This is a genomic window from Photorhabdus sp. RW14-46 (assembly GCF_963887965.1).
Taxonomy (GTDB): Bacteria; Pseudomonadota; Gammaproteobacteria; order Enterobacterales; family Enterobacteriaceae; genus Photorhabdus; species Photorhabdus laumondii.
This window is the reverse complement of sequence record NZ_CAWPHH010000009.1, coordinates 34770-58241: the sequence shown is the minus strand read 5'-3', so window position 1 is coordinate 58241 and position 23472 is coordinate 34770. Positions and strand designations below refer to the sequence as shown.

Below are 23472 nucleotides of genomic sequence, written 5' to 3'. Positions count from 1 at the left end.
AGAACTATTCTTACTAATTATTTCTAAAGTTTTTTTCTCAGCAACACGACGTAATTGACTGAAGTCTATTACCTCGCAATTTTACCTGCGCGCCATCTTTGATCTCTGGATTTTCCAAAATGCTTACAAGTTCGCGCAACCTAGATGCCGTTTTCTGATGATATGTCAGCCATCTGTCAGTTCCCATATCTCCTTCTTCAACCGCCTTTTCAGCATTGAATAGCAGTTTTTGAGTTCTCTCCAGCCGTTCTTTCATACGATCCAGTTTGTCAGAATCGCCTTTAACACAAATTTGCTCAGTACAATTAATACAATCCCGATATTTTTCACAGGCACTCATTGTGTAATCGTGGACGCAGAAACCATATTCGGTTATGTGAGCAGCAGCTTGTTCCAGCGTGTTAAATTCTTGAGCTGTTACTGGCAGGTGTTTCTCGACCTTTCCAACAGGACCAAACATTGTTTTTGATGTATCAATACGCTCTGCCATTGCGACCATTTCATACTCAGTCACTTATACTCAGATTTCAGATCAGATTGAAACCGATTGATACTCCATTACAAAGCTACATTGGGTACTATGGAAACTCTGTCATCATATTGGTTGTTTAGTTTAAACCAACTTAGATGATCCCGCATTTCTCTGTAGTCAAGATGCGTCCTACTTAGGTTCCACTTACGTCCAATTTCCACTCTCACCGAGCAGGTGCCAAAGTTGTTGGATATGACAACCTTCTAGCTATAATTGTCATAAACTTTGGTAAGACTCCTAAACTATCGTGAGTCAAAGATATCCCGAAACCCACTATGAACTATGATTCAACCAATCAGGCTTAACCTTATAGGACTTGCAATGGCTGGCGCAAAGTAAATTATTTCCCCGCAACCAGCCTTTTCCTGACCTGATGCACTCCCCTCCCTCTTTTGAGGTTCAAACACATTACTGGGTAAGGATTAGTCAGGCTCGCAATAGGTACTCCAACGGACTATGATTATCACGACATTCCGAGATAACCATTTGTTTTAAAAGTAAAAACTTTACACTCAAAACGGTTATGATGACCTTAATGACTGGCCTACCACCATAACACATTGTTTTAAAAATCAATTAAAGAAAAATATAACAAAAACGTTAAAGTTTTCGTTAACTTTTATCATCTTAAGGAACAATCTTTACAAAATAAGTAGTCAAACCGCATGAAGCTCTTGTGCTTAACACAGAGTTGGTCGAAATTATTTCATCGGTCAAGAAGGATAATAATATATAGATTGTCTTAATTTTTCATTCCTACCGAACCTTGGAATACATTGCTTCCTTTCCAATGCTAAGTTGGAACGAATAATCAACCAGCAAAGCACAGTTCTTAATTACCATCTAACTCTACGATATATGTAAGTTTAAAATCATTCCTTACCCCATTTTTAGGTTCAATAAAGGAAGTAAAGTGAATGACTCAACATCTTCCGAACATTTTCGCACTTGAGCAGTTTTCCTCTCATCTAATTCAATAAGATGAGAGGACTAAGCAGAAAATGACTATGAGTTAAACTATGCATAAGTTACACCTATGCATCGGAACTTACTTTTCCAAAAGAGCTTAATCTCAAAAAGTTAGAAGAAAATAGATCACTTGGCATCTTTTTCTTGAGCAACTCATGAAAATTCTCATCATGAATTGTCACTATAATTTGCTTATTGAACATAATAGAAAGCATTCAAAGAGTATCGATCAAACCCAAAGTATTGATTGCATCAATTGACTGAACAGGATCATCTATCAGTATGCAATAACAGGATTGCCTTCGTTGTCCTTTAAAGACAAGGTTCTCGCAAGAGAGATACTCATCAGACAGACAAGTAAAAACAATTTTTTTATACTCAGGATATGGATCAATGCTGCTGTATATCTTATTTATCAATTCTGTATTGAAGAAAGAATCAACTCTTAATTTTATTTCATTCCCGAGTTTTCTTATATCACTGTCAAGTTCAACAATTACTTCACTCAATTTAGAAACTTTAGAGGATATACTACAAAGCTCTTTCTCTAGTAAGCTGGTATCAGATGTATTAGCTCAGACCTCATATGCAGCCACCCAATGACGGAGGTAGGTTATATCCCTACCCAAAATTTTCTAGCTGTAGTTTTCTCTCTACCATCTGATAATGGCAGACAGAGGCAATTTAAATTCTAACGAATATCTCATTAACCATTCCTCCTATGTACGGATTGATGTCCAATATTTGAGATGTAGTTCATACTTACACTCTCTCACGTTCCAAGCTTGGGGATACATCTATCTGGCTTTGCTCTCATGTTTCTGTCAACTTCCACATCTACGCTATCACTATGCAGTCAGGATAACCAATTAATGTAGTAAAAATCTCACCTGCAAGATATTTTTTCAGCTCATTTAGAACGGCTAGAGTTAACTCTAATACAGATAAACAAAAAAATGTAATAGATTTATTTTAAAAGTTTAACCATAATATCGGTTCACCACTACAATAGCCTTCATTCAATATTTTAATTTCATTAGTTATAGCATGACACTCAATCATCTTACAGTACTTAAAATTTTAGACCGTTCTCATTAACCTACATAACTTTCGCTATTGCCTTTTGCTGAAATTTTCTACATCATAAAACCTGACACTCAGATCACCTTTCACAGCAACTTTTAACCATAGTTAAGGATAAGATAAGGATATGTACAGAAATGCAGTCGATACAATCCGTGGATATTGTTATCAATTCGACAAAACAATTCTTGAGGCAATCTCTCTTAACGAGTTAGATGATTACATTGAAGTAGAATCCATTGAGGATATCGATGTTTACCAAGATGGTCATCTGAAAGCCATTCAATGCAAATATTATGAAAGCACTGTCTATAATCACTCTGTTATAGCGAAACCAATTCGTTTAATGTTAAGCCACTACAAAAATAACCACAATCATAGCGGTGAATACTACCTTTTTGGGCATTACAAAGAAGGGCATGAAAAACTTACTCTTCCTTTAACTGTGGAAATATTAAAAAATAATTTTCTTACTTATACTGAAAATAAAATATATCACGAATATCACACAGAATTAAATATTACAGATATTGAACTTGAATCATTCTTACTGAGATTAACAATCAACATCAATGCAAAATCCTTTTCAGAGCAAAAGAAAGAAATTTTTGAAAAGCTTTCCTCATATTTCCAATGTAAAAAATATGAAGCAGAACACTATTATTACTCTAATGCCTTTAAAATAATAAATATTCTTGCTTGTAATAAAGAAAATAGAAAGATAACCAAAAGAGAATTCATTGACTCCATAAACAAATCAAAAATTCTTTTTAACATTTGGATTTATAAACATGAAGGAAGAACAGCATATTTAAGAAAAATAAAACAAAATTTTTTCAAAAGAGATATAAATACCCCACCTCACGCACGCTTCTTTATTTTAGAAGCAAAAAAATATGATACCATCAACGATATAAAAAATTGCATATACAAAATACAAAAAAATTGGTCAAATCTTTCTACAAGAACGAATAAACCTTTCTCTCCCTTCATTTTAATAACAGGCATTAATAAAAATACCTTGACTAAAGTAAAAACAGAACTATTTGACGAAGGTTTAGTATTTTGTGATGGATATCCTTTTAAAGGAAGCGAATTTCAGCAAAGTCTAATTACCAGTAATATGGCAAATAGAGAAATGAAATTTCAGTTTATAGATTGTGATGATGATTTAGAGGCCATATTAGAATATGGAATTAAGAATAGAATTGAGATATATCAGTTCTATATTGAAAAAGCATTAGAACTCCCCACAAAATACAGTGCGGTTAATATACAGGTTAATGATTTCTCAGACATTATGGAGATTATATAAATGCAAGATGAACAACTTATCAACGCAGAGGTTGTATCTGTATCACCTAACAAACTAAAAATTTCTGTTGACGACCTGGAGGAATTCAAAGTCGCAGAAGAAAAGCTTGGAGTTGGCTCCTATCTCAGAGTATCTGATAATGATGATGTAGCACTTCTTGCAATCATAGACAATTTCTCTATTGAAGCCAGAGAAAGCCAAAAACAAAAGTATATGATTGAAGCCAGTCCTATTGGGCTTATAAAAGATGGTAAATTTTATCGTGGAGGTGATTCTTTGGCTTTACCACCGAAAAAGGTCGAGCCAGCAAAAATACAGGAGATAATTTCTATCTATGCTGACAGTGTTAATGAGAAAGAACAATTCACATTTTCTACATTATCACTGAATTCAGAAATTCCAGTGCCTGTTAATGGTAATAGATTCTTTAATAAACACATTGCAATAGTTGGTTCCACAGGCTCAGGTAAATCGCATACTGTAGCTAAGATACTTCAAGAAGCAATAGAAGTTAAAAACACAAATTATAAGGGATTAAATAACTCACACATCATAATTTTTGATATCCATTCCGAGTATAAAAATGCATTCAAGAATGCTAATTCATTGAATATTGACAATCTAAACTTGCCATATTGGTTACTAAATGGCGATGAGTTAGAAGAACTATTCCTTGATACTGATGCCAATGACCATAATCAGAGAAATGTCTTTAGACAAGCTGTTACTCTTAACAAGAAAATTCACTTCAAAGGTGATAATGAAACAAAAGAAATTATAAGTTTTCACTCACCATATTATTTTGACATTAATGAAGTAATGAATTACATAAATAACAGAAATAATGAAAGAAAAAATAAAGAAAACGAGCATATATGGGTTGACAATAATTACGAATTCACATTTAACAATGAAAACGCCCATAAACTTTTTAAACCAGACTTAAAAGCTGATGGAACTTCCGCAGGAGCGTTAAATGGTAAGCTATTGAATTTTTTAGACAGAATTCAAAGTAAACTGTCTGATAAAAGATTAAATTTTATCCTCGGTGAGAAAAGTAAATCTGTTTCATTTAAAAAAACATTAGAAACACTTCTCAGTTACGGAGAGGAAAAGTCAAACATAACTATTCTCGATGTTAGTGGTGTTCCTTTTGAAGTATTAAGCATCTGTGTGTCATTAATATCGAGATTAATATTTGAATTTGGATACTATTCAAAAAAACATAAAAATAAACAAAATAAGGAACAAAATATTCCAATTTTAATAGTATATGAAGAAGCTCATAAATATGCTCCTAAAAGTGAACTCAGCAAATACAGAACATCAAAAGAAGCTATTGAAAGAATAGCCAAAGAAGGAAGAAAATATGGCGTAACTCTTCTTCTTGCAAGTCAAAGGCCGTCCGAAATATCAGAAAGTATATTTTCTCAGTGCAACACATTCATATCAATGAGATTAACCAATCCTGACGATCAAAATTATGTTAAGCGTCTATTACCTGATACAGTAGGTGATATCACTAATCTTCTGCCTTCCTTAAAAGAAGGTGAAGCATTGATTATGGGTGACTCTATTTCCATTCCGTCGATAGTAAAAATAGATAGGTGCTCAACTCCACCATCATCAATCGATATCAAATATCTTGATGAGTGGAAAAACCAATGGGTTGAGACTCAATTTGACGAAATTATAGAACAATGGAGTAAACATTAAATTATATGTGAGATCTCCGTCTTTTAGCACCCAGACAAAGTGATATTTGCAACACCCAAATACATGTGATGAACTCCTACTAGAGGCCCGTGATGGTGACTTCCTTCTTGCTTGTGGTGAGTAAGCTGGTATATTCCAACATGGATTTCCTTCAGGCTAGAGCCTCACAGGGACAATCACCATCTCCCTAAGAGTAGTTCAAGGGTGACAATAAAAAACCCAGCCAAAATGCTGGGTTATGTTTTATTTTGATGCTTATTTTTACATTTATTGTCTGAGGTAAATCCTAAAACGGAATATCATCATCAAAATCCATTGGCGGCTCATTGCTTTGTGGAGCGGAAGATTGAGCTGGACGCGAAGGAGCGCCACCACCGCTGAACTGCTGAGATTGTTGCTGTGGTTGTGGCTGCTGTGGCTGTCCCCAACCTCCGCCTTGTGATTGTTGGCTATCCTGGAAACTACCACCACCAGCACGACCACCCAACATTTGCATGGTACCGCCCATGTTTACCACTACTTCCGTGGTGTAACGCTCTTGACCGTTCTGATCCTGCCATTTACGGGTTTGCAGAGAACCTTCAATATAAACCTGTGAACCTTTACGCAGGTATTCACCCGCGACTTCCGCCAGTTTGCCAAACAAAACAACCCGGTGCCATTCAGTCTTCTCTTTCATCTCGCCGGTCTGTTTATCGCGCCAGCTTTCAGAAGTCGCCAGAGTAATGTTAGTCACTGCACCGCCGTTTGGCATATAGCGGACTTCCGGGTCTTGCCCCAGGTTACCGATTAAAATAACTTTGTTTATGCCTCTGCTGGCCATGGAAATACTCCTGATGAAATGAATTTCTACAATTATTAAGCAACACAGTTTAACATGCGACACTAAAAATGAAACGCAGCCGCTTTAGAACGAACTTTGCGAAGCTCACCGTATTTTTATACTGTACTTATTACATTATTTCACTTAAATACTGTATATCTAATCAGTCAACTCTGTGTAATAATAACTCACTTATTATTATATACCCTATGGATTTCAAGATGTATCGCGGCGGCAAGGGAGTGAATCCCCGGGAGCATAGCAAACTATGTGACCGGGGTGAGCGAGTGCAGCCAACAAAGAGGCAACTTGAAAGATAACGGGTATATGCACGTATGAATAATCCGGGAAATGATTCATGGATAACATCGAAGTTCGGGGCGCACGTACCCACAATCTCAAAAATATCAATCTGATAATTCCCCGAGACAAGCTGATCGTTATCACGGGCTTGTCCGGCTCAGGTAAGTCTTCTCTGGCATTTGATACGCTTTATGCCGAGGGTCAGCGCCGTTATGTGGAATCGCTTTCAGCTTATGCGCGCCAGTTTCTGTCACTGATGGAGAAACCCGATGTTGACCATATTGAAGGATTATCCCCGGCCATTTCTATTGAGCAGAAATCGACTTCCCATAATCCACGTTCAACCGTGGGGACTATTACTGAAATTCATGATTATCTACGTTTGTTGTTTGCCCGTGTAGGGGAACCTCGTTGCCCAGATCACGATATTCCATTAACCGCACAGACTGTTAGCCAGATGGTAGATAATGTGCTAACACTGCCAGAAGGTCATCGTCTGATGTTGCTGGCACCGATCGTCAAAGAGCGAAAAGGCGAGCATACTAAATTATTGGATAATCTGGCAGCACAAGGTTATATCCGCGCACGCATTGATGGTGAAGTCTGTGATCTATCCGATCCGCCGAAATTAGAATTACAGAAAAAACACACCATCGAAGTGGTCATTGATCGCTTTAAAGTTCGCGCCGATCTGGCACAACGTCTCGCTGAATCTTTTGAAACAGCGCTGGAACTTTCAGGCGGTACCGCTATTGTCGCCAATATAGATGATAATACCGCCGAAGAGCTGATTTTCTCTGCTAACTTCGCGTGTCCTACATGTGGCTACAGCATGAGTGAGTTGGAACCTCGCCTATTCTCTTTTAATAACCCAGCCGGTGCTTGCCCAACTTGTGATGGTTTAGGCATTCAGCAATTTTTTGATCCTGATAGAGTCATTCAAAATGGTGATATCTCCCTTGCCGGCGGTGCAATTCGTGGTTGGGATCGCCGTAATTTCTACTATTTTCAGATGTTACGTTCATTAGCAGAGCATTATAAATTCGATATCGAAGCCCCCTTCAATTCCCTCAGCGCCAATATTCAGCAAGTGGTGTTGTACGGCTCCGGTAAACAATCCATCGAATTTAAATACACCAATGACCGTGGCGATACCACAGTGCGTAACCATCCGTTCGAAGGTGTACTGCATAATATGGAACGCCGCTATAAAGAGACGGAATCCACAGCCGTTCGGGAGGAACTGGCGAAATATATTAGTAATCGTTCATGTATTTCCTGCCACGGAACTCGCTTACGTAAAGAAGCCCGTTACGTATTTATTGAGAATACCACCCTGCCAGAGATCTCAGATTTCAGTATCGGCCATGCGATGGATTTTTTCCAAAACATTAAACTCAGCGGTCAACGTGCGCAAATTGCTGAAAAAGTACTGAAAGAGATCCGCGACCGCCTGAAATTCTTGGTTAATGTTGGTCTGAATTATCTGACGCTCTCCCGTTCCGCCGAAACCCTGTCCGGCGGCGAAGCTCAACGTATCCGCCTTGCCAGCCAGATTGGTGCGGGTTTAGTGGGAGTGATGTATGTACTTGATGAACCTTCTATCGGGTTGCATCAGCGGGATAATGAACGCCTGCTGGAAACACTAATCCACTTGCGCAATCTGGGAAATACCGTGATTGTGGTTGAGCATGATGAGGATGCCATCCGGGCTGCCGACCATATCATTGATATCGGCCCCGGTGCAGGTGTACATGGCGGTGAAATCGTCGCGGAAGGCTCAGTTAAAGATATTATGGTGAGCAAAGATTCACTAACAGGTCAATTCCTGAGTGGAGAGCGTGAAATTGCCATCCCAGAGAAGCGTATCTCGGCAGATCCGAAAAAGGTGCTGAAACTGATCGGAGCGAAAGGTAATAACCTGAAAAATGTGACGTTCAATCTGCCAGTTGGGTTATTTACTTGTATTACCGGGGTTTCTGGTTCCGGTAAATCGACGCTAATCAATGATACTCTGTTCCCGATTGCCCAACGCCAGTTAAATGGCGCGACCAATATCACCCCTGCACCTTATATTGATATTCAAGGGCTAGAGCATTTCGATAAAGTGATTGATATTGACCAGAGCCCGATTGGCCGAACTCCCCGCTCTAACCCAGCAACTTATACCGGCGTATTTACACCAGTCCGTGAATTATTCGCAGGCGTACCTGAATCACGCACCCGTGGTTATACACCTGGACGATTCAGTTTTAACGTTAAAGGTGGACGCTGTGAAGCTTGCCAAGGTGATGGCGTTATTAAGGTAGAAATGCACTTCTTGCCTGATATTTATGTCCCTTGTGATCAGTGCAAAGGTAAGCGTTATAACCGTGAAACACTGGAAGTCAAATATAAGGGCAAAAATATCAATGAAGTATTGGATATGACGATCGAAGAAGCGCGTGAATTCTTTGATGCGGTTCCTGCTCTAGCCCGTAAACTGCAAACCCTCATGGACGTTGGACTTTCTTACATCCGTCTGGGCCAATCAGCAACCACGTTATCAGGCGGTGAAGCGCAGCGAGTAAAACTGGCGCGTGAACTATCCAAACGCGGAACTGGGCAGACGTTATATATTCTTGATGAGCCAACAACAGGTTTGCATTTTGCTGATATTCAACAGCTATTAACAGTTCTGCATCAGTTACGCGATCAAGGGAATACCATTGTGGTTATTGAACATAACCTTGATGTGATTAAAACCGCTGACTGGATCGTGGATCTTGGCCCAGAAGGAGGTAGCGGCGGCGGTGAGATTCTGATTTCTGGTACTCCAGAAGAGGTCGCGGAATGTGAAAAATCACATACCGCACGTTTCTTAAAACCTATATTGAAGAAAGAAGCATAATTTATAGATAGGGGCTCAGTTAGCCCCTTATTTTCTAGCCGCAACTTTTTGAAACGGGTTTCACATGCGGCGCTCCCAATAACAACAAGCAATTTTCGCTGCCAGTTCAGCGTTATTGAGCACTAACTGAATATTGGAAGATAGGCTATTGCCCCCGGTTAACTCAGAGACTCTTGCTAACAAAAACGGCGTACACGCTTTTCCATTTACTCTCTGTTCTATGGATTCGCGTACTGCCTGTTCGATAGCAGCATTGATCTCCGCTTCCGGCATGGCGTATGGCTCAGGAATCGGATTAGCAACTACCAAACCGCCCTGTAATCCAGTATCCCATTTTACTGCCATCGCCTGAGCTATCTGTTCTGGGGAATCCAGACGAATATTGACGGAGAATGGACTGGTACGACAGAAAAACGCCGGTAAAGCGTGGGTCTGATAGCCAATCAGTGGCACACCGTGAGTTTCAAGATATTCTGTTGTCAAGCCAAGATCCAAAATGGATTTAGCACCAGCACAGACTACCGCAACACTGGTTTTCGCTAATTCCTGTAAATCGGCAGAAATATCAAAAGTCTGTTCCGCCCCACGGTGCACACCGCCAATACCGCCGGTAGCGAAGATTCTAATCCCGGCCATTGCCGCAATAATCATGGTAGAAGCAACCGTCGTCGCGCCATTTTTTCCAGCCGCGATAACAAAGGGTAAATCACGACGGCTGACTTTAGTTATTTCATTACCTTTTCTAGCCAAAAACGCTATTTCTTCATGCGACAGACCTGCTTTCATCATCCCATTGATAACAGCAATTGTTGCAGGAACAGCACCATTTTCCCTGATTTTCTGCTCAACTTGTAGCGCAGTCTTTACATTTTGCGGATAAGGCATTCCATGAGCAATAATGGTCGATTCTAACGCCACAACCGGTCGGTTATTCTCTAAAGCCTCTGTAACTTCTGGGGAAATATCCAAATATTTATTGCTAATAGCATGATTTTTCATGATTATAATTCCAACAGTTTTTGGACACTGCCATTTGACAGATTTGGATTATTGGTCAATTCGCAAGAGAGCGTGAGCGCGGAACACCCTTGAGCAAAACGAACACTTTCAGCTAATGTCATATTTTCTAGCCAGCAGTTCACCAATCCGGCCATCATGGCATCTCCGGCACCTGTTACATTGACAATCTTGATACTGATGGGAAGTGACCAGCCTGCCACACCATCGCTTTCACTAAAGTAGACACCCTCTACGCCCATGCTGAGTACTAACCGCTGCACACCTTGATCGTGAAACCACCGCGCCACTGCCGGAACATCGGTAGGTTGGGTAATTTTCATTCCACTAAGCGCTTCTGCCTCCAGACAATTAGGTTTTAAGGTGTGGATATAGGAAAGCCAGTTTTTAATCTTAGGTGCTTTAAATGCGGATACTGTATCCACAAATACCGGCACCGTTCCGGCATTAGTCAACAACCAAACCAAAGCTTCTTCAGATAAATTGCAATCAATAACTAGCACGCCAGCGTGCTGAATAAGATCACAATGATTCGCTAACAACGATGGTGTCAGTTTTTCCAAAATATGCATGTCGTTGATGGCAACCAGCATCTCACCGCCGTCATCTAATAAAGAGATATATGTCGAGGTACTTTCACCATAAAGCTTATAGCAATAGTCGACATTAACACCTGCGCATCTGGCCTGATCCAGTAAAGTGCTACCATAGAAATCATCGCCAACAACAGAAATAAGATGACATTCTTTACCTAATAAAGTGATATTTTGGGCAATATTTCTGCCTACACCACCGGGGGTACATTTTATTTTTCCTGGGTTAGAGTCCTGATAAATGAGTTTATTCGATGAATAACCGTAAACATCCATATTAATAGAACCAACCACCACCACATAATGGTGATCAGATAAAATATAACCTTTGCCTTTTATATATCCCTTATTCATTAAATTCATAATATGACCAGCAACACCGGAGCGACTTATACCTAAAATATCGGCCATTTCCTGCTGTGGAATTAACGGATCTCGTCTCAGAAGCTGCAATATTTGTTTTTCCCGATTCGTCATTTTTGGACACTTGTTTGTTCTTAAACACACGTTTGTTTTATGTGTTAAAAGCAAAACAGTAAAGTGGGATTTTTTATTTTACAACGAAGTTGGAAGAACGATCGTAAGAGCCCATGACTGGACTATCAGCCCTATTTTATGTGATAACCATCAAGTTAAATCCTGTTGAAAACTCCTTTTTGCTGTATATTAATAATCAACCCGTGTTTTACGCTAGAAATAAATTCAACAAAACAAAGATCTAAGTAAACCCCTATCGAAAGCTAACAAATGTTTGGATATACCTTGAAATGGTGAGAATTATTTTTCACCATCTGAAACATGTTTCATGAAAAATTGATCTGCTTCACATTAAAAAACATACTTCATAGCCGAAAATATCCATGAACAAATTATATACGCTGCGATTATACCCTATGGATTTCAAGATGCATCGCGACGGCAAGGGAGTGAATCCCCGGGAGCATAGCAAACTATGTGACCGGGGTGAGCGAGTGCAGCCAACAAAGAGGCAACTTGAAAGATGACGGATATAGAATAATTTTCACGTCAGATTTCATCCTATAAAGAATAAATCTAAATGTTCATAACGCTATTACGCTTATAAACAAAAATGCTTATAAACCTCTTGATGATATAAACAAAAATGTTTATGTTTATTTTCAAGTTAAACAAACAGGAGGAGGCAGTGAAGCAAAGCGAGTTTCGCCGGTGGCTTAAAGCTCAGGGAGCAGAATTCAAAGATGAGACTAACCACTTGAAAGTTTTCCTGAACGGTAAGCAAACCACGATGCCAAGGCACCCTAGTAAAGAAATCCCAGAACCACTGAGGAAATTAATATTAAAACAGCCAGGCATCAAATGACAGACCGGCCCCAAGGGGCGGGTTACTCGCATAAATTCACTGAGTAAAAATATGCGATATCCAGTAAAATTCGAACATGACGAAACAGGTTGGGCTGTGATGTTCCCAGATATCCCAGAAGCCTTAACAGGCGGAGATACCAGAGAAGAAGCATTAGCTATGGCGCAGGATGCTCTGGTTACTGCGTTTGATTTCTACTTTGAAGACCGGCGCGAAATACCAACACCATCGACTAAAGGTGAAGCTTTTGTCGAAGTACCAGCCAGTATAGCGGCTAAGGTTTTACTGTTGAATACGATGCTTCAAACAAGAACAAGCAACGCAGAACTTGCACGGTTACTGGGAACTCGACCGCAAGAAATTCAACGTATAGTGTCATTAAGTCATAGCACTAAAATTGACACTATCGCGAATGCGTTAAATGCCTTGGGTAAACATCTGGAACTTGTTGCCATTTAAACATCACCATTAAATAGTCTTAAACCTTGCCGTGGCAAGGTTTAAGTAAATAAATTTAAATTACAGCTTCATTACCATTTATCTCGATAGTCAAATGATATTTGATACCAATATTTATCTGTTTCAATTTTATTTTTAAAACATGATTCAAGTGTTGGCACCCATTCTTTTTTTACATCGAATGCACCATTATTAATATTATCTTCAATAGGAAGCCCTAATTTTTCTATTACTGAACCATCATCTCCCAGATCTCCAGAATATTCCTCACCAATAAACTCTGCCGTTTTTTTATCAAACCACGCAATATTTAACTTTAACCCCATAATTCACCTCATATATAAACACAGACAATTAAGGTAGAAAAAAATTGATCTCAAACAATAATGATTATCATTATTTATATAAAATAAACACCAATTAAGATTAATAATACTCGTTACTAACTCAGTATAGAATGGAAGACTGAAAAGAATATGTGAATGAAGTTACTATAAATTCGACATATTAAATTAATATTAGGAAAGAGAATAAGCGCACCATAAATAGCGCGCTTTAAGGAGATGTTTACTGCTATTCTACAAAATTGTCGATCATTATCATCGATAGCAAATCATTTACATTAAAATTTATGACTTATTTACCGCCGCAAATGTTTCAGCAATACGTGCAACATTACGATGGTTGACACCCGCCATACAGACTCGGCCATTACCGACCAGATAAACAGCAAATTCTTGGCGCAAGCGATCCACCTGTTTCTGGCTAAAACCGGTATAGCTGAACATCCCGCGCTGTTTCAGAAAATACTCAAAGTTTTTCTCTGGTAATGCCGTTTTCAGAGCATCCACCAGCACCGTGCGCATTTCCAAAATACGCAAGCGCATATGCTCAACTTCTGTTAACCATTGTGCCTTCAAAGCAGGATCAGTCAGTACTTTCGCCACAACCTGTGCACCAAAACTCGGTGGACTAGAGTAAACGCGACGCACACCTGCTTTCAACTGCCCCAATACCCGTTCTTTGGTCTGTTCATCATCACAAATAACAGACAAGCCACCCACACGCTCACCATACATAGAAAATATCTTGGAGAAAGAGTTGCTCACCAGACAAGGCAAACCGACTGTCGCCATAGCACGAATGGCATAAGCATCTTTTTCCATCCCATCCGCAAGCCCCTGATAAGCAATATCAAGGAATGGCAGGAGCTCTCTCTCTTTAACAATTTGAACAACTTGATCCCATTGATCATAGGTCAGATCCGATCCGGTTGGGTTATGGCAACAAGGGTGCATCACAATAATGCTTTTTGCTGGCAGTTTCCTGAATGTTTCCAGCATTTCACTGAATTTTACCCCTTTGGTCTGTGTATCAAAATAAGGGTAATAGTTCACCTTAATACCTGCCCCCGCAAAAATAGCTGCGTGGTTTTCCCAAGTTGGATCACTGCACCACACTTCTGAATCAGGGAAATAGCGATGCAAAAAGTCAGCACCAATTTTAAGAGCGCCAGAACCACCTAATGATTGAATCGTTGCCACCACCCGCTGTTTCAACACCGGATGATCTTTACCAAATAACAGTTCCTGAACCGCAAGACGATAGGATTCCAATCCCTCCATTGGCAGATAAAGAGAAGCAGTCTGTGACAACGCTCTAAGTTGTTCTTCTGCGGTAGCCACTGCCTGCAATTGCGGAGTCACTCCCTGCTCATCGTAATAAAGCCCGATGCTCAGATTAATTTTTTCCGCACGAGGATCTTTTTTAAATTCTTCAGCCAGCGAAAGAATCGGATCACCAGCATAAGCATCAACATTCTGGAACATCAGGCTCTACTCCTTATCAGTTAGTTAATAAACAATATAACTTACAACATTATTCGTCCAAGTATTCCATCACCACTCTGGAAGTGAGTTTGGTCACCAGCTCATAAGTAATGATACCAGTGTGCTTAGCAACCCGTTCCACTGGCAGTACATCTCCCCAGAGCACCACTTCATCACCCACTTTATCTGTCGCCTCTGGCCCCAAATCAACAGAGATCATATCCATTGAAACACGGCCAGCAATCGGCACTTCACGACCATTAATATGTATTGGCGTTCCTGAAGGCGCACTCCGCGGATAACCATCACCATAACCAATAGCCACAACCCCAAGATAAGTATCACGTTCACTGACCCAGATCCCACCATAGCCAACCGATTCGCCAGCTTTATGCTTACGAACAGCAATTAAGCTCGATTTTAGAGTCATCGCTGGGATCAGGTTAAAATCCACGGCCGTTTTATCAGACAATGGCGATACACCATACATCATCAGCCCGGGACGAACCCAATCTTGATGGACTTCCGGCCACAACAGGATACCTCCCGATGCATCAATAGATTTTTCTCCCGGTTTGTCAGCACAGAAAGCCTGAAAACAGGCTATCTGCTGGCAAGTGGTGTCTACCGTTGGTTCATCAGCCCGGCCAAAATGGCTGACAATATTGACAGGCTGCTGTACATTTTTACAACGACTCAGCCGTTGATAAAATTCTTCCGCATCTTCCGGCCTTACACCTAAGCGATGCATCCCGCTATCCAATTTCATCCATACTTTTACCGGATGAGATAACTTAGCTTGTTCTAGAGCTTCCAACTGTTCAACACTGTGAACCACAGTTTCAATATGGTTAGCAACCAGTACTGGCAGGTCAGCCGCATCAAAGCATCCTTCCAGTAACAGAATCGGTTTGACGATACCACCATGACGCAACGTCAATGCTTCACCAATTCGCGCGACACCGAAACAATCGGCGTCGTCCAGCGTATGTGCTGTCTCCAGTAAACCGTGGCCATAAGCGTTTGCTTTCACAACTGCAATCAAATTGCTTTTAGGAGCAATCTCCCTTACCCGTTGCAAGTTATGTCGCAGCGCGCGGCGGTCAATAACTGCGGTTGCCGCTTTCATTCTATTCCTTAAATTTATTGATTCTTTGGTCGTTAATACTTATTCGTCGTCATAACTTGGCCCGGCATAGTTATCAAACCGCGACCACTGACCATTAAACGTTAGGCGAACTGTACCGATTGGACCATTACGCTGCTTACCAAGAATGATTTCAGCCACACCTTTCATGTCGCTATTCTCATGGTAAACCTCGTCACGATAGATAAACATAATGAGGTCGGCATCCTGCTCAATTGAGCCGGATTCACGTAAGTCAGAGTTAACCGGGCGCTTATCTGCCCGTTGTTCAAGGCTACGGTTGAGCTGAGAAAGTGCAACCACCGGCACTTGAAGCTCTTTAGCCAAGGCTTTTAGTGAACGGGAAATCTCTGCAATTTCCAAAGTACGATTATCGGATAAGGCCGGAACCCGCATTAATTGCAAGTAGTCGATCATGATCAGGCTCAATCCACCATTTTCGCGGAAGACGCGCCGAGCCCGGGAACGGACTTCGGTAGGTGTCAGGCCAGACGAATCATCAATATACATATTGCGTTTTTCCAGCAATATCCCCATCGTACTGGAGATCCGCGCCCAATCTTCATCATCAAGCTGACCGGTACGGATACGGGTTTGATCCACCCGTGAAAGGGATGCCAGCATACGCATCATGATCTGGTTGCCAGGCATCTCAAGACTAAAAATCAAAACCGGCTTATCCTGCATCATAGCTGCGTTTTCACACAGGTTCATGGCAAAAGTGGTTTTACCCATAGAAGGGCGAGCAGCCACAATGATCAAATCTGATTTTTGTAAGCCTGCGGTTTTCTTATCCAGATCCTGATATCCGGTTGAAACACCGGTTACACCATCATGAGGGCGCTGATAGAGTTGCTCAATCCGCTCGACGGTTTCTTCAAGGATCTGCTCTATTCCTTTCGGCCCTTCATCTTTACTGGCTCGATTTTCAGCGATCTGGAACACGCGAGATTCGGCCAGATCCAACAATTCTTCGCTGCTCCTGCCTTGAGGATCATAGCCCGCATCTGCAATTTCGTTTGCAACAGCGATCATCTCGCGGACAACAGCACGTTCGCGGACAATATCCGCATAAGCATTAATGTTAGCTGCACTTGGCGTATTTTTGGACAATTCAGCCAGATAAGCAAAACCCCCTACATTATTCAGCTCCCCACTCTGCTCAAGAGATTCCGATAATGTAATCAGGTCGATGGGGTTGCCCATCTCCAGCAACCGCTGCATTTCAGCAAAAATGCGCCGATGTGGACGACTGAAAAAATCATTGCTAGTAACACGTTCGGAAACATTATCCCACCGTTCGTTGTCTAGCATTAAACCGCCCAACACAGACTGCTCCGCTTCCAAAGAGTGTGGCGGAAGTTTCAGCCCTTCCATTTGGCGATCTTTCGGTTCAGCCATTTTGTTGTGAGTTGATTTTTTTCCCGCCATGAATCCCGCAATAATCCACTGATAAATCTGCAACAGCGCACGAGTATACGCTATGAAGTGCCTTGAGTAATTACATATAGTTTGTAATTATTTCTAACACACTAAAGCCTGTTCACAATGAGTTCAACTACTACGTGCACACATTTCCCTTACATTGATGAGGTTGAGTCATGGCAAAACATATCGAATTTTCCTCTATTGGCGGCCCCGAGGTCCTGCAATATTGTGAATTCACACCCAGAGCTCCTGCTGACAACGAAGTCCAAGTAGAAAATAGAGCGATTGGAATCAATTACATCGACACTTATATTCGTAGCGGGCTATACCCACCAGCACAATTACCCAGCGGCTTGGGCACTGAGGCCGCAGGCATAGTCACCAAAGTGGGTTCTGCCGTCACTACCATAAAAGTGGGTGACCGTGTAGTTTATGCACAATCAACTTTAGGCGCTTACAGTGAAGTACATAATGTTGCGGAAAGCAAAGTCGCTGTTCTGCCAGATACCATCTCCTTCGAACAAGCGGCTGCTTCTTTTCTGAAAGGGCTGACGGTCTATTATCTTCTACGCCGTACCTACAAGATCCAGTCGGGCGAACCCTTTTTGTTTCATGCCGCCGCTGGTGGCGTTGGGCTAATTGCCTGCCAATGGGCAAAAGCTTTGGGTGCAAAACTGATTGGAACAGTCGGCTCTGAAGAGAAAGTACAACGCGCTAAAGATGCTGGTGCATGGCAGGTTATTAACTATAACTGTGAAAATATTGTCGAACGAATTTATGAAATCACCAACGGTGAAAAAGTCGGTGTAGTTTATGATTCTGTTGGTAAATCGACCTGGCTGCACTCGCTGGATTGCCTGAAACGCCACGGGTTGATGGTGAGCTTTGGCAATGCATCCGGGCCAGTTACCGGTGTCGATTTAGGGATTTTAAATCAGAAAGGTTCACTGTTTGTTACCCGCCCTTCTATCGCCGGCTATATTTCAACGCGCGAAGAGTTGGATGAGGCAAGCAAAGAATTATTTGATCTGATTGCCAGCGGCAAAATTAATGTGGACGTACCAGAAAATCAGAAGTTCTCGCTAAGTGAAGCAATAAGGGCACATCAGATTCTGGAAAGTCGGACAACGCAAGGATCAAGTTTACTGATCCCTTAACGGTAAGATGAGCGGGTTATTCACTAAGCCAGCAAGTCTAATATACCCGTTATCTTTCAAGTTGCCTTTTGTGGCTGCACTCACTCACCCCGGTCACATAATTATCTATGTTCCCGGGGATTCGCCCCCTTGCCGCCGCGATCCATCTTGAAATCCATAGGGTATAGGGTATAGGAGATAGACAAAGCAATACTCCTATTGGTAGGGGTATCATACCTCATGCAGATAAGTAACGATAAGATTGAGGCGCTGTTATCCCTTGGCCAAGCATATTTAAAGGCAAAGGCTTATCGTATTTTTTAACATTACCAATACTAATTGCGACAGCCTTTTCTCTTCCCTCAAAATAACTATCAAAAAAATCCTTCGTTGTACCTGCAAATTTATGAGTCATTTCCCATACAACGGAAGGAGAGTTAGAAATGATCTCTTTAATTTCAAACTCACCGACAATCATTCCTATCGGCATAGTTGCATATATAACAACAGATTGAACTTGATTATTCTTAAAAGCAACTTTCCTAAATTCAAATTTCTTTGAACCATCAAGTATTCTATCAACATATTCAGGCTTAATTGATAATAAAACTTTCATTAACTTCACTCAGTTTGATGATTTTATTAAATTGATCATCGGTTAATTTCATCATACCCCAATAATCACTACTGTTTAAACCAACTTCATTAATGAGTCTATCACGAATAATTCTTTTGGGTAAAGCCATATTATAAGTAAATCTTATTATGTACGGGTACTTTCTTATTTTATATTTTTCAATTAATTCATTCTCACTAAAGACACTAAATTTACTACAATAATCAATATAGCTTTCTAACGTTGAGAACTCATTAATACACCTGACTTCTTCAACAACGCAAAGTGAACTAATCACAGATCTATACCGTGCTGGCCCTTGCTTATCAGCCGTTCTATATATAACAATAATATCCCCTCTTTTCATATGAAGAACATCTTTCATTGCACATATATATATTTTATGAATACTATTAGTGTGTGAAACATCCTGAACAATATCAGGTGACTCAGTTAAAAGCCGAGAGTCAGGAAAAAGGCGTGTATGAAATTCTGGATATATTGATAATAAGTATTTATTTTTTGTTTTATGAACTATCAACGGATAATCAAGAAAAATATCACCATTTGTCAATGTTAAGTCTCTAACATATACAAACTCTATACCATTATCTGTACGCTTTTCGCCATGCTTATAGAAACCATATTTTTCAAATAAGCGAATAAGGTAATCATGTTTTTCAAAAACAGTCACATAGATATTATCAACTTCCATCACTATTGCTGTATCGAATACCTTCTTTATAAAACGCTGTCCACGTAATGTCCCTTTTGATTCAAATTTAAATGTACCTATTTTAAGATGAGTATTACCAGGTAAAGGAGGATCAACATCTGAAACATTATTCTCAAGTTTTAAATAAAGAAACCCTTCTATTTTACCAGTAGTATCATACAATACATAAGCTGATTCATTATTTCTAGCTTTCTTATTTAACCAATCTGGAAATTCAATATAACTTTCTTTTAATGAGTCGAAAAAAGCATCATTATGATTGAAATAGCTGAATTTTTCATATCTTAAACTATCCATAAACATCTAGCCTCCACAAGGGTAATTTTTCGTTCTGGTGTAACAGCCTAGTGGTTTTACTAACACCAGTGCTCTTATGTTTGTATTCCAATGTTATCCAAACATAAAAGTTTTATCTTGAATAACATCTCTTCTTTACAAGCTATCATTAGTTACTTACCTTACTATTCGATATTTATTTAATATCCATTAAGAAATCACTAACTTCTGGATACCTTAGTCCTTGTCTACTGTTAATAATCATCATATACCCGTTATCCTTCAAGTTGCCTCTTTGTTGGCTGCACTCGCTCACCCCGGTCACATAGTTATCTATGCTCCCGGGGATTCACTCCCTTGCCGTCGCGATGCATCTTGAAATCCATAGGGTATATATCATTATCGAAAAAATAGAAATGCCTAATGTTCATACATTCCGTTCTGGATAATACCTAACAAACTAGTTGCTATGTACTTACTATCAGCAAGAATCACGTAAACTGGGATATTATTACCCGGAACAGTTGTCCAGATTTCAATATGACAAAATTAATTTATTCGAACAGCATCACAATATTTCGCAAAGATATATGGATATCTGTTTTTGTCCGATAATAAAAAGCTAACCCGAAAAAACAGATTAAAGCACGGAAAAAAATCGCGACATCCATAAATATTTTAATGTTTAAGTCTCATGATAGACTATGCCTTCAACGGTAAGATGAGCGGATATTACATCCGCTCAGTCACCATAGCTAGTGCCTGTTCCACAACAGAAATATCTGCGCCCGGTTTGTGGGCATTCTCACTAAGATGACGACGCCACTGACGTGCCCCTGGAATCCCTTGAAAAATACCTAAAATATGGCGGGTAATATGTCCCAAATATGTTCCTTTTGATAGCTCTTGCTCTATATAAGGATAAAGTGCTTTGACCACCGCAACGGTATTAACTACCGGCATTGAAGCATCAAATAATTCATGATCAACCTGTGCCAGAATAGACGGGTTCTGATAAGCCTCACGCCCAATCATAATTCCATCCACATGTTGTAGATGCTGTTTCGCTTCTTCCAACGATTTAATACCGCCATTAATAGCAATCGTTAATTGAGGAAAATCCTTTTTCAATTGATAAACTCGTGGGTAATCCAGCGGTGGAATTTCACGGTTCTCTTTTGGACTCAAACCAGAAAGCCACGCTTTACGGGCATGCATGGTAAATATATTGCAGCCACTGCGCTGCACAACAATATCAATAAAATCACATAGGAATTGGTAACTGTCCTGTTCATCAATACCGATACGGGTTTTAACTGTCACCGGCACATTAACCACATCCTGCATGGCTTTAACGCAATCAGCGACCAGTTCAGCTTCCCCCATCAGACAAGCACCAAAACGACCGTTTTGTACCCGGTCAGAAGGGCAGCCGACGTTTAGGTTAATTTCGTCATAGCCCCGTTCCTGAGCAATCTTCGCACAATGCGCCAACGCCTGCGGATCACTGCCACCCAGTTGTAATGCTATCGGATGCTCTTGTTCGCTGTATGCCAGATAATCGCCTTTACCATGAATAATCGCGCCGGTTGTCACCATTTCGGTATATAACAGCGTTTGCTGGCTTAATAAACGATGAAAATAACGGCAATGACGATCTGTCCAGTCCAACATTGGGGCAACGGAGAAACGGTTAAGGCTATATTTAACCGTTTCTTTGTCTTTCTCGCTGAATTTAAACGTTTTTTCAATTTCTTTACTTTGGTGCATTGCTATACTTTTTAGATTATTTTGGCATTCTCAGCATCCCACAAATAGGGGGATATAACGCAGAGAATGATATTAAATTATGGCCTACTATAGCATAGAGAAACGTCTCCGTACTGATGACACTATTAGGTATCGTTGACAATTGACGTTTAAGAGGTATCGCAGGTGATTTAAATGTAGAGAATCGTACAGTTTGCTATCAGGAATATTTTGGGGAAAGCGCGGAGTACGTTTATACCCGTTATCTTTCAAGTTGCCTCTTTGTTGGCTGCGCTCTCTCACCCCGGTCACATCGTTCTCTATGCTCCCGGGGATTCGCTCCCTTGCCGCCGCGATGCATCTTGAAATCCATTGGGTATACTACAGTATAATTATTTCGGCTTAAAAGGATAAACGGGACCAAGGCCCCATTTCTTTTACTGATATTGAACGTTGAAGTTAATAACCGCGCCACACGCTGCTGCATAGCGTTCCAAAGTCTTCATACTTGCGCCAAGAGGATTTTTTTCAAGCCGATTGATACCTGATGGTTTGATACCGATTTTATCTGCCAGCTCAGTCTTTGACATGCCAGAACGCTCACGCATCTCAAACAATATCTGTATCAGTTCCAATTCCTTGTCGGCTTCCTTATACGCAGCGATAGACTCCGCGTCATTCAACATCAACTCCTTCAATTCGTTCAGTGATATTGGTTTCATTTGAACTCCTTAAGCCTCGCATGGGCTGTCTTGATGGCTGCTGCCGGGGTTTTCTCAGTCTTCTTCACGAATGCATGTAGCAGATAGATATTCTGACCTCTTGCATACGCATACAGTGACCGGGCAATGTCTTTAATCTTCAACCCCGTTTATCTAACATGCTACGTGGGCAAGTTCCAAGGGATCAGCGAGGCAAAAATGCTAGATTGCCTGAATCGACTAGGGCGTGACGTTCAGATTGTGATCGGGAAACCACGCCGGACACCCGGTAACCTTAAAGTCGTTTTTTCTTAATACAACTTTCATAATAGCCCAATCTTCTGGGCTATTTGTTTATCTATCGTGAAGATACTCAAGCTCAGTTCTTGTCAACAGATCTGACTAGTACCGAACCTTTAAATCATTTTAAGCTGGTTGATAATAAAAGGGTTAGCCTGAAGCAACAACAACAGTTTTCTTGATGCGCCAGTGGGATAACGGCGTTGGCTTTCCCAACTTTTCACCAAGTCATAACTTACCCCGACCGCCACAGCAAAATCTTGCTGCTTCAAGCCGGTAGCTTCGCGTATTGCTTTAACATCAATTTCGGTGAAAGTATGAACATGTTCCGGTTTCGGTGTCAGCTCACCCTTCTCGATTTTCACCATTTCTTCTACACTGGCCAGCAGATCGGCAACTATTTCATCTTTCATGCGATTTCTCCGCTCTTTAGGCGTGGGAGTTACTCTCATAAATAACGCAACTAATTCAGCCTATCCGAATGTACTGTGTACATAAATCAAGTTACCTTG

23 protein-coding genes and 1 pseudogene are annotated in these 23472 nt (G+C 40.6%); 7 read left to right on the top strand and 17 right to left on the bottom strand.

Going from position 1 to position 23472, the window contains the following annotated elements; genetic code table 11:
* Positions 1 to 37 precede the first annotated feature (37 nt).
* Complete coding sequence (locus AACQ38_RS10065) at positions 38 to 490, bottom strand: hypothetical protein (protein ID WP_339367038.1); 453 nt, start codon at positions 488 to 490, stop codon at positions 38 to 40.
* A gap of 2221 nt (positions 491 to 2711) precedes the next feature.
* Here AACQ38_RS10065 and AACQ38_RS10060 point away from each other — a divergent pair.
* Together AACQ38_RS10060 and herA are read left to right on the top strand one after the other, a co-directional pair.
* A complete protein-coding gene (locus AACQ38_RS10060; protein WP_165578031.1) occupies positions 2712 to 3899 on the top strand; it encodes a DUF4297 family anti-phage-associated protein in 1188 nt (395 codons plus the stop codon).
* Positions 3900 to 5615: an anti-phage-associated helicase HerA gene (herA, locus tag AACQ38_RS10055; protein ID WP_165578030.1), complete on the top strand. Its 1716-nt coding sequence runs from the start codon at positions 3900 to 3902 to the stop codon at positions 5613 to 5615.
* Positions 5616 to 5901: 286 nt separating this feature from the next.
* Here herA and AACQ38_RS10050 read toward each other — a convergent pair whose 3' ends face one another.
* Positions 5902 to 6438 (bottom strand): single-stranded DNA-binding protein, encoded by a 537-nt coding sequence (locus AACQ38_RS10050; RefSeq protein WP_011148439.1) that lies wholly within the window; start codon positions 6436 to 6438, stop codon positions 5902 to 5904.
* Between the two features lie 358 nt (positions 6439 to 6796).
* On the opposite strand from AACQ38_RS10050, the gene uvrA reads away from it, so the two are divergent.
* Positions 6797 to 9631 (top strand): excinuclease ABC subunit UvrA, encoded by a 2835-nt coding sequence (gene uvrA, locus AACQ38_RS10045; protein ID WP_165578029.1) that lies wholly within the window; start codon positions 6797 to 6799, stop codon positions 9629 to 9631.
* Between the two features lie 60 nt (positions 9632 to 9691).
* Here uvrA and AACQ38_RS10040 read toward each other — a convergent pair whose 3' ends face one another.
* Both AACQ38_RS10040 and AACQ38_RS10035 read right to left on the bottom strand, forming a co-directional pair.
* Complete coding sequence (locus tag AACQ38_RS10040; protein ID WP_165578028.1) at positions 9692 to 10630, bottom strand: pseudouridine-5'-phosphate glycosidase; 939 nt, start codon at positions 10628 to 10630, stop codon at positions 9692 to 9694.
* 2 nt (positions 10631 to 10632) lie between these two features.
* The gene (locus AACQ38_RS10035) at positions 10633 to 11718 is read right to left on the bottom strand and encodes a PfkB family carbohydrate kinase (RefSeq protein WP_165578027.1); all 1086 of its coding nucleotides are present in this window, start codon (positions 11716 to 11718) and stop codon (positions 10633 to 10635) included.
* Between the two features lie 688 nt (positions 11719 to 12406).
* Between AACQ38_RS10035 and AACQ38_RS10030 the strand changes: the two genes are divergently transcribed.
* Both AACQ38_RS10030 and AACQ38_RS10025 read left to right on the top strand, forming a co-directional pair.
* A complete protein-coding gene (locus AACQ38_RS10030) occupies positions 12407 to 12583 on the top strand; it encodes a type II toxin-antitoxin system HicA family toxin (protein ID WP_165578026.1) in 177 nt (58 codons plus the stop codon).
* A gap of 51 nt (positions 12584 to 12634) precedes the next feature.
* Positions 12635 to 13042 (top strand): type II toxin-antitoxin system HicB family antitoxin, encoded by a 408-nt coding sequence (locus AACQ38_RS10025; RefSeq protein ID WP_041380398.1) that lies wholly within the window; start codon positions 12635 to 12637, stop codon positions 13040 to 13042.
* Positions 13043 to 13113: 71 nt separating this feature from the next.
* Here AACQ38_RS10025 and AACQ38_RS10020 read toward each other — a convergent pair whose 3' ends face one another.
* From AACQ38_RS10020 to dnaB, 4 genes are all read right to left on the bottom strand, one after another.
* Positions 13114 to 13368, bottom strand: a complete 255-nt coding sequence (locus AACQ38_RS10020) for a cloacin immunity family protein (RefSeq protein WP_165578025.1) — start codon at positions 13366 to 13368, stop codon at positions 13114 to 13116.
* A gap of 303 nt (positions 13369 to 13671) precedes the next feature.
* Positions 13672 to 14871, bottom strand: a complete 1200-nt coding sequence (locus AACQ38_RS10015) for an amino acid aminotransferase (RefSeq protein WP_165578024.1) — start codon at positions 14869 to 14871, stop codon at positions 13672 to 13674.
* A gap of 49 nt (positions 14872 to 14920) precedes the next feature.
* On the bottom strand, positions 14921 to 16000 hold the full coding sequence (gene alr / locus AACQ38_RS10010; protein ID WP_165578023.1) for an alanine racemase: 1080 nt from the start codon (positions 15998 to 16000) through the stop codon (positions 14921 to 14923).
* Between the two features lie 39 nt (positions 16001 to 16039).
* Entirely contained in the window at positions 16040 to 17449 is a 1410-nt protein-coding gene (gene dnaB / locus AACQ38_RS10005; protein ID WP_011148449.1) for a replicative DNA helicase, read from the bottom strand.
* Between the two features lie 170 nt (positions 17450 to 17619).
* Here dnaB and AACQ38_RS10000 point away from each other — a divergent pair, with 170 nt between their 5' ends.
* Positions 17620 to 18603 carry a quinone oxidoreductase gene (locus AACQ38_RS10000; RefSeq protein WP_011148450.1) on the top strand — a complete coding sequence of 328 codons (984 nt, stop codon included), beginning with the start codon at positions 17620 to 17622 and terminating at the stop codon, positions 18601 to 18603.
* 49 nt (positions 18604 to 18652) lie between these two features.
* On the opposite strand, the gene AACQ38_RS09995 is transcribed toward AACQ38_RS10000, so the two are convergent.
* The 8 genes from AACQ38_RS09995 to AACQ38_RS09960 all read right to left on the bottom strand — a co-directional run bounded on the left by AACQ38_RS09995 (position 18653) and on the right by AACQ38_RS09960 (position 22824).
* Positions 18653 to 18817, bottom strand: a complete 165-nt coding sequence (locus tag AACQ38_RS09995; protein WP_165578022.1) for a hypothetical protein — start codon at positions 18815 to 18817, stop codon at positions 18653 to 18655.
* Positions 18818 to 18820: 3 nt separating this feature from the next.
* Positions 18821 to 19198 carry an ASCH domain-containing protein gene (locus AACQ38_RS09990; RefSeq protein WP_036778100.1) on the bottom strand — a complete coding sequence of 126 codons (378 nt, stop codon included), beginning with the start codon at positions 19196 to 19198 and terminating at the stop codon, positions 18821 to 18823.
* Positions 19176 to 20231, bottom strand: a complete 1056-nt coding sequence (locus AACQ38_RS09985) for an N-acetyltransferase (RefSeq protein WP_165578021.1) — start codon at positions 20229 to 20231, stop codon at positions 19176 to 19178. Before AACQ38_RS09985 ends, AACQ38_RS09990 begins: the two co-directional genes overlap by 23 nt.
* Positions 20232 to 20406: 175 nt before the next feature.
* Positions 20407 to 20535, bottom strand: coding sequence for a hypothetical protein (locus tag AACQ38_RS09980; protein WP_278249238.1), 129 nt, complete (start codon positions 20533 to 20535; stop codon positions 20407 to 20409).
* A gap of 407 nt (positions 20536 to 20942) precedes the next feature.
* Positions 20943 to 21980, bottom strand: coding sequence for a tRNA dihydrouridine(20/20a) synthase DusA (dusA, locus tag AACQ38_RS09975; protein WP_165578020.1), 1038 nt, complete (start codon positions 21978 to 21980; stop codon positions 20943 to 20945).
* Positions 21981 to 22067: 87 nt separating this feature from the next.
* A complete protein-coding gene (locus AACQ38_RS09970) occupies positions 22068 to 22271 on the bottom strand; it encodes a hypothetical protein (RefSeq protein WP_158538252.1) in 204 nt (67 codons plus the stop codon).
* Between the two features lie 125 nt (positions 22272 to 22396).
* On the bottom strand, positions 22397 to 22681 hold the full coding sequence (locus AACQ38_RS09965) for a helix-turn-helix domain-containing protein (RefSeq protein ID WP_065389959.1): 285 nt from the start codon (positions 22679 to 22681) through the stop codon (positions 22397 to 22399).
* Positions 22678 to 22824: a type II toxin-antitoxin system RelE/ParE family toxin gene (locus AACQ38_RS09960; protein ID WP_165578019.1), complete on the bottom strand. Its 147-nt coding sequence runs from the start codon at positions 22822 to 22824 to the stop codon at positions 22678 to 22680. The genes AACQ38_RS09965 and AACQ38_RS09960 overlap by 4 nt, the downstream gene beginning before the upstream one ends.
* Between AACQ38_RS09960 and AACQ38_RS09955 the strand changes: the two are divergent.
* Positions 22822 to 22975, top strand: a pseudogene (locus tag AACQ38_RS09955) (helix-turn-helix domain-containing protein); the annotation flags it as partial. The gene AACQ38_RS09960 and the pseudogene AACQ38_RS09955 overlap by 3 nt on opposite strands.
* A 101-nt stretch (positions 22976 to 23076) precedes the next feature.
* Here AACQ38_RS09955 and nadS read toward each other — a convergent pair.
* On the bottom strand, positions 23077 to 23373 hold the full coding sequence (gene nadS, locus AACQ38_RS09950) for a NadS family protein (RefSeq protein ID WP_058589441.1): 297 nt from the start codon (positions 23371 to 23373) through the stop codon (positions 23077 to 23079).
* Positions 23374 to 23472: the final 99 nt, after the last annotated feature.

Coding starts and splice junctions, on each gene's coding strand:
- AACQ38_RS10065 (WP_339367038.1), bottom strand. CDS start 490: ATGGCAGAGCGTATTGATACATCAAAAACAATGTTTGGTCCTGTTGGA.
- AACQ38_RS10060 (WP_165578031.1), top strand. CDS start 2,712: ATGTACAGAAATGCAGTCGATACAATCCGTGGATATTGTTATCAATTC.
- herA (WP_165578030.1), top strand. CDS start 3,900: ATGCAAGATGAACAACTTATCAACGCAGAGGTTGTATCTGTATCACCT.
- AACQ38_RS10050 (WP_011148439.1), bottom strand. CDS start 6,438: ATGGCCAGCAGAGGCATAAACAAAGTTATTTTAATCGGTAACCTGGGG.
- uvrA (WP_165578029.1), top strand. CDS start 6,797: ATGGATAACATCGAAGTTCGGGGCGCACGTACCCACAATCTCAAAAAT.
- AACQ38_RS10040 (WP_165578028.1), bottom strand. CDS start 10,630: ATGAAAAATCATGCTATTAGCAATAAATATTTGGATATTTCCCCAGAA.
- AACQ38_RS10035 (WP_165578027.1), bottom strand. CDS start 11,718: ATGACGAATCGGGAAAAACAAATATTGCAGCTTCTGAGACGAGATCCG.
- AACQ38_RS10025 (WP_041380398.1), top strand. CDS start 12,635: ATGCGATATCCAGTAAAATTCGAACATGACGAAACAGGTTGGGCTGTG.
- AACQ38_RS10020 (WP_165578025.1), bottom strand. CDS start 13,368: ATGGGGTTAAAGTTAAATATTGCGTGGTTTGATAAAAAAACGGCAGAG.
- AACQ38_RS10015 (WP_165578024.1), bottom strand. CDS start 14,871: ATGTTCCAGAATGTTGATGCTTATGCTGGTGATCCGATTCTTTCGCTG.
- alr (WP_165578023.1), bottom strand. CDS start 16,000: ATGAAAGCGGCAACCGCAGTTATTGACCGCCGCGCGCTGCGACATAAC.
- dnaB (WP_011148449.1), bottom strand. CDS start 17,449: ATGGCGGGAAAAAAATCAACTCACAACAAAATGGCTGAACCGAAAGAT.
- AACQ38_RS10000 (WP_011148450.1), top strand. CDS start 17,620: ATGGCAAAACATATCGAATTTTCCTCTATTGGCGGCCCCGAGGTCCTG.
- AACQ38_RS09995 (WP_165578022.1), bottom strand. CDS start 18,817: ATGATACCCCTACCAATAGGAGTATTGCTTTGTCTATCTCCTATACCC.
- AACQ38_RS09990 (WP_036778100.1), bottom strand. CDS start 19,198: ATGAAAGTTTTATTATCAATTAAGCCTGAATATGTTGATAGAATACTT.
- AACQ38_RS09985 (WP_165578021.1), bottom strand. CDS start 20,231: ATGGATAGTTTAAGATATGAAAAATTCAGCTATTTCAATCATAATGAT.
- dusA (WP_165578020.1), bottom strand. CDS start 21,980: ATGCACCAAAGTAAAGAAATTGAAAAAACGTTTAAATTCAGCGAGAAA.
- AACQ38_RS09965 (WP_065389959.1), bottom strand. CDS start 22,681: ATGAAACCAATATCACTGAACGAATTGAAGGAGTTGATGTTGAATGAC.
- nadS (WP_058589441.1), bottom strand. CDS start 23,373: ATGAAAGATGAAATAGTTGCCGATCTGCTGGCCAGTGTAGAAGAAATG.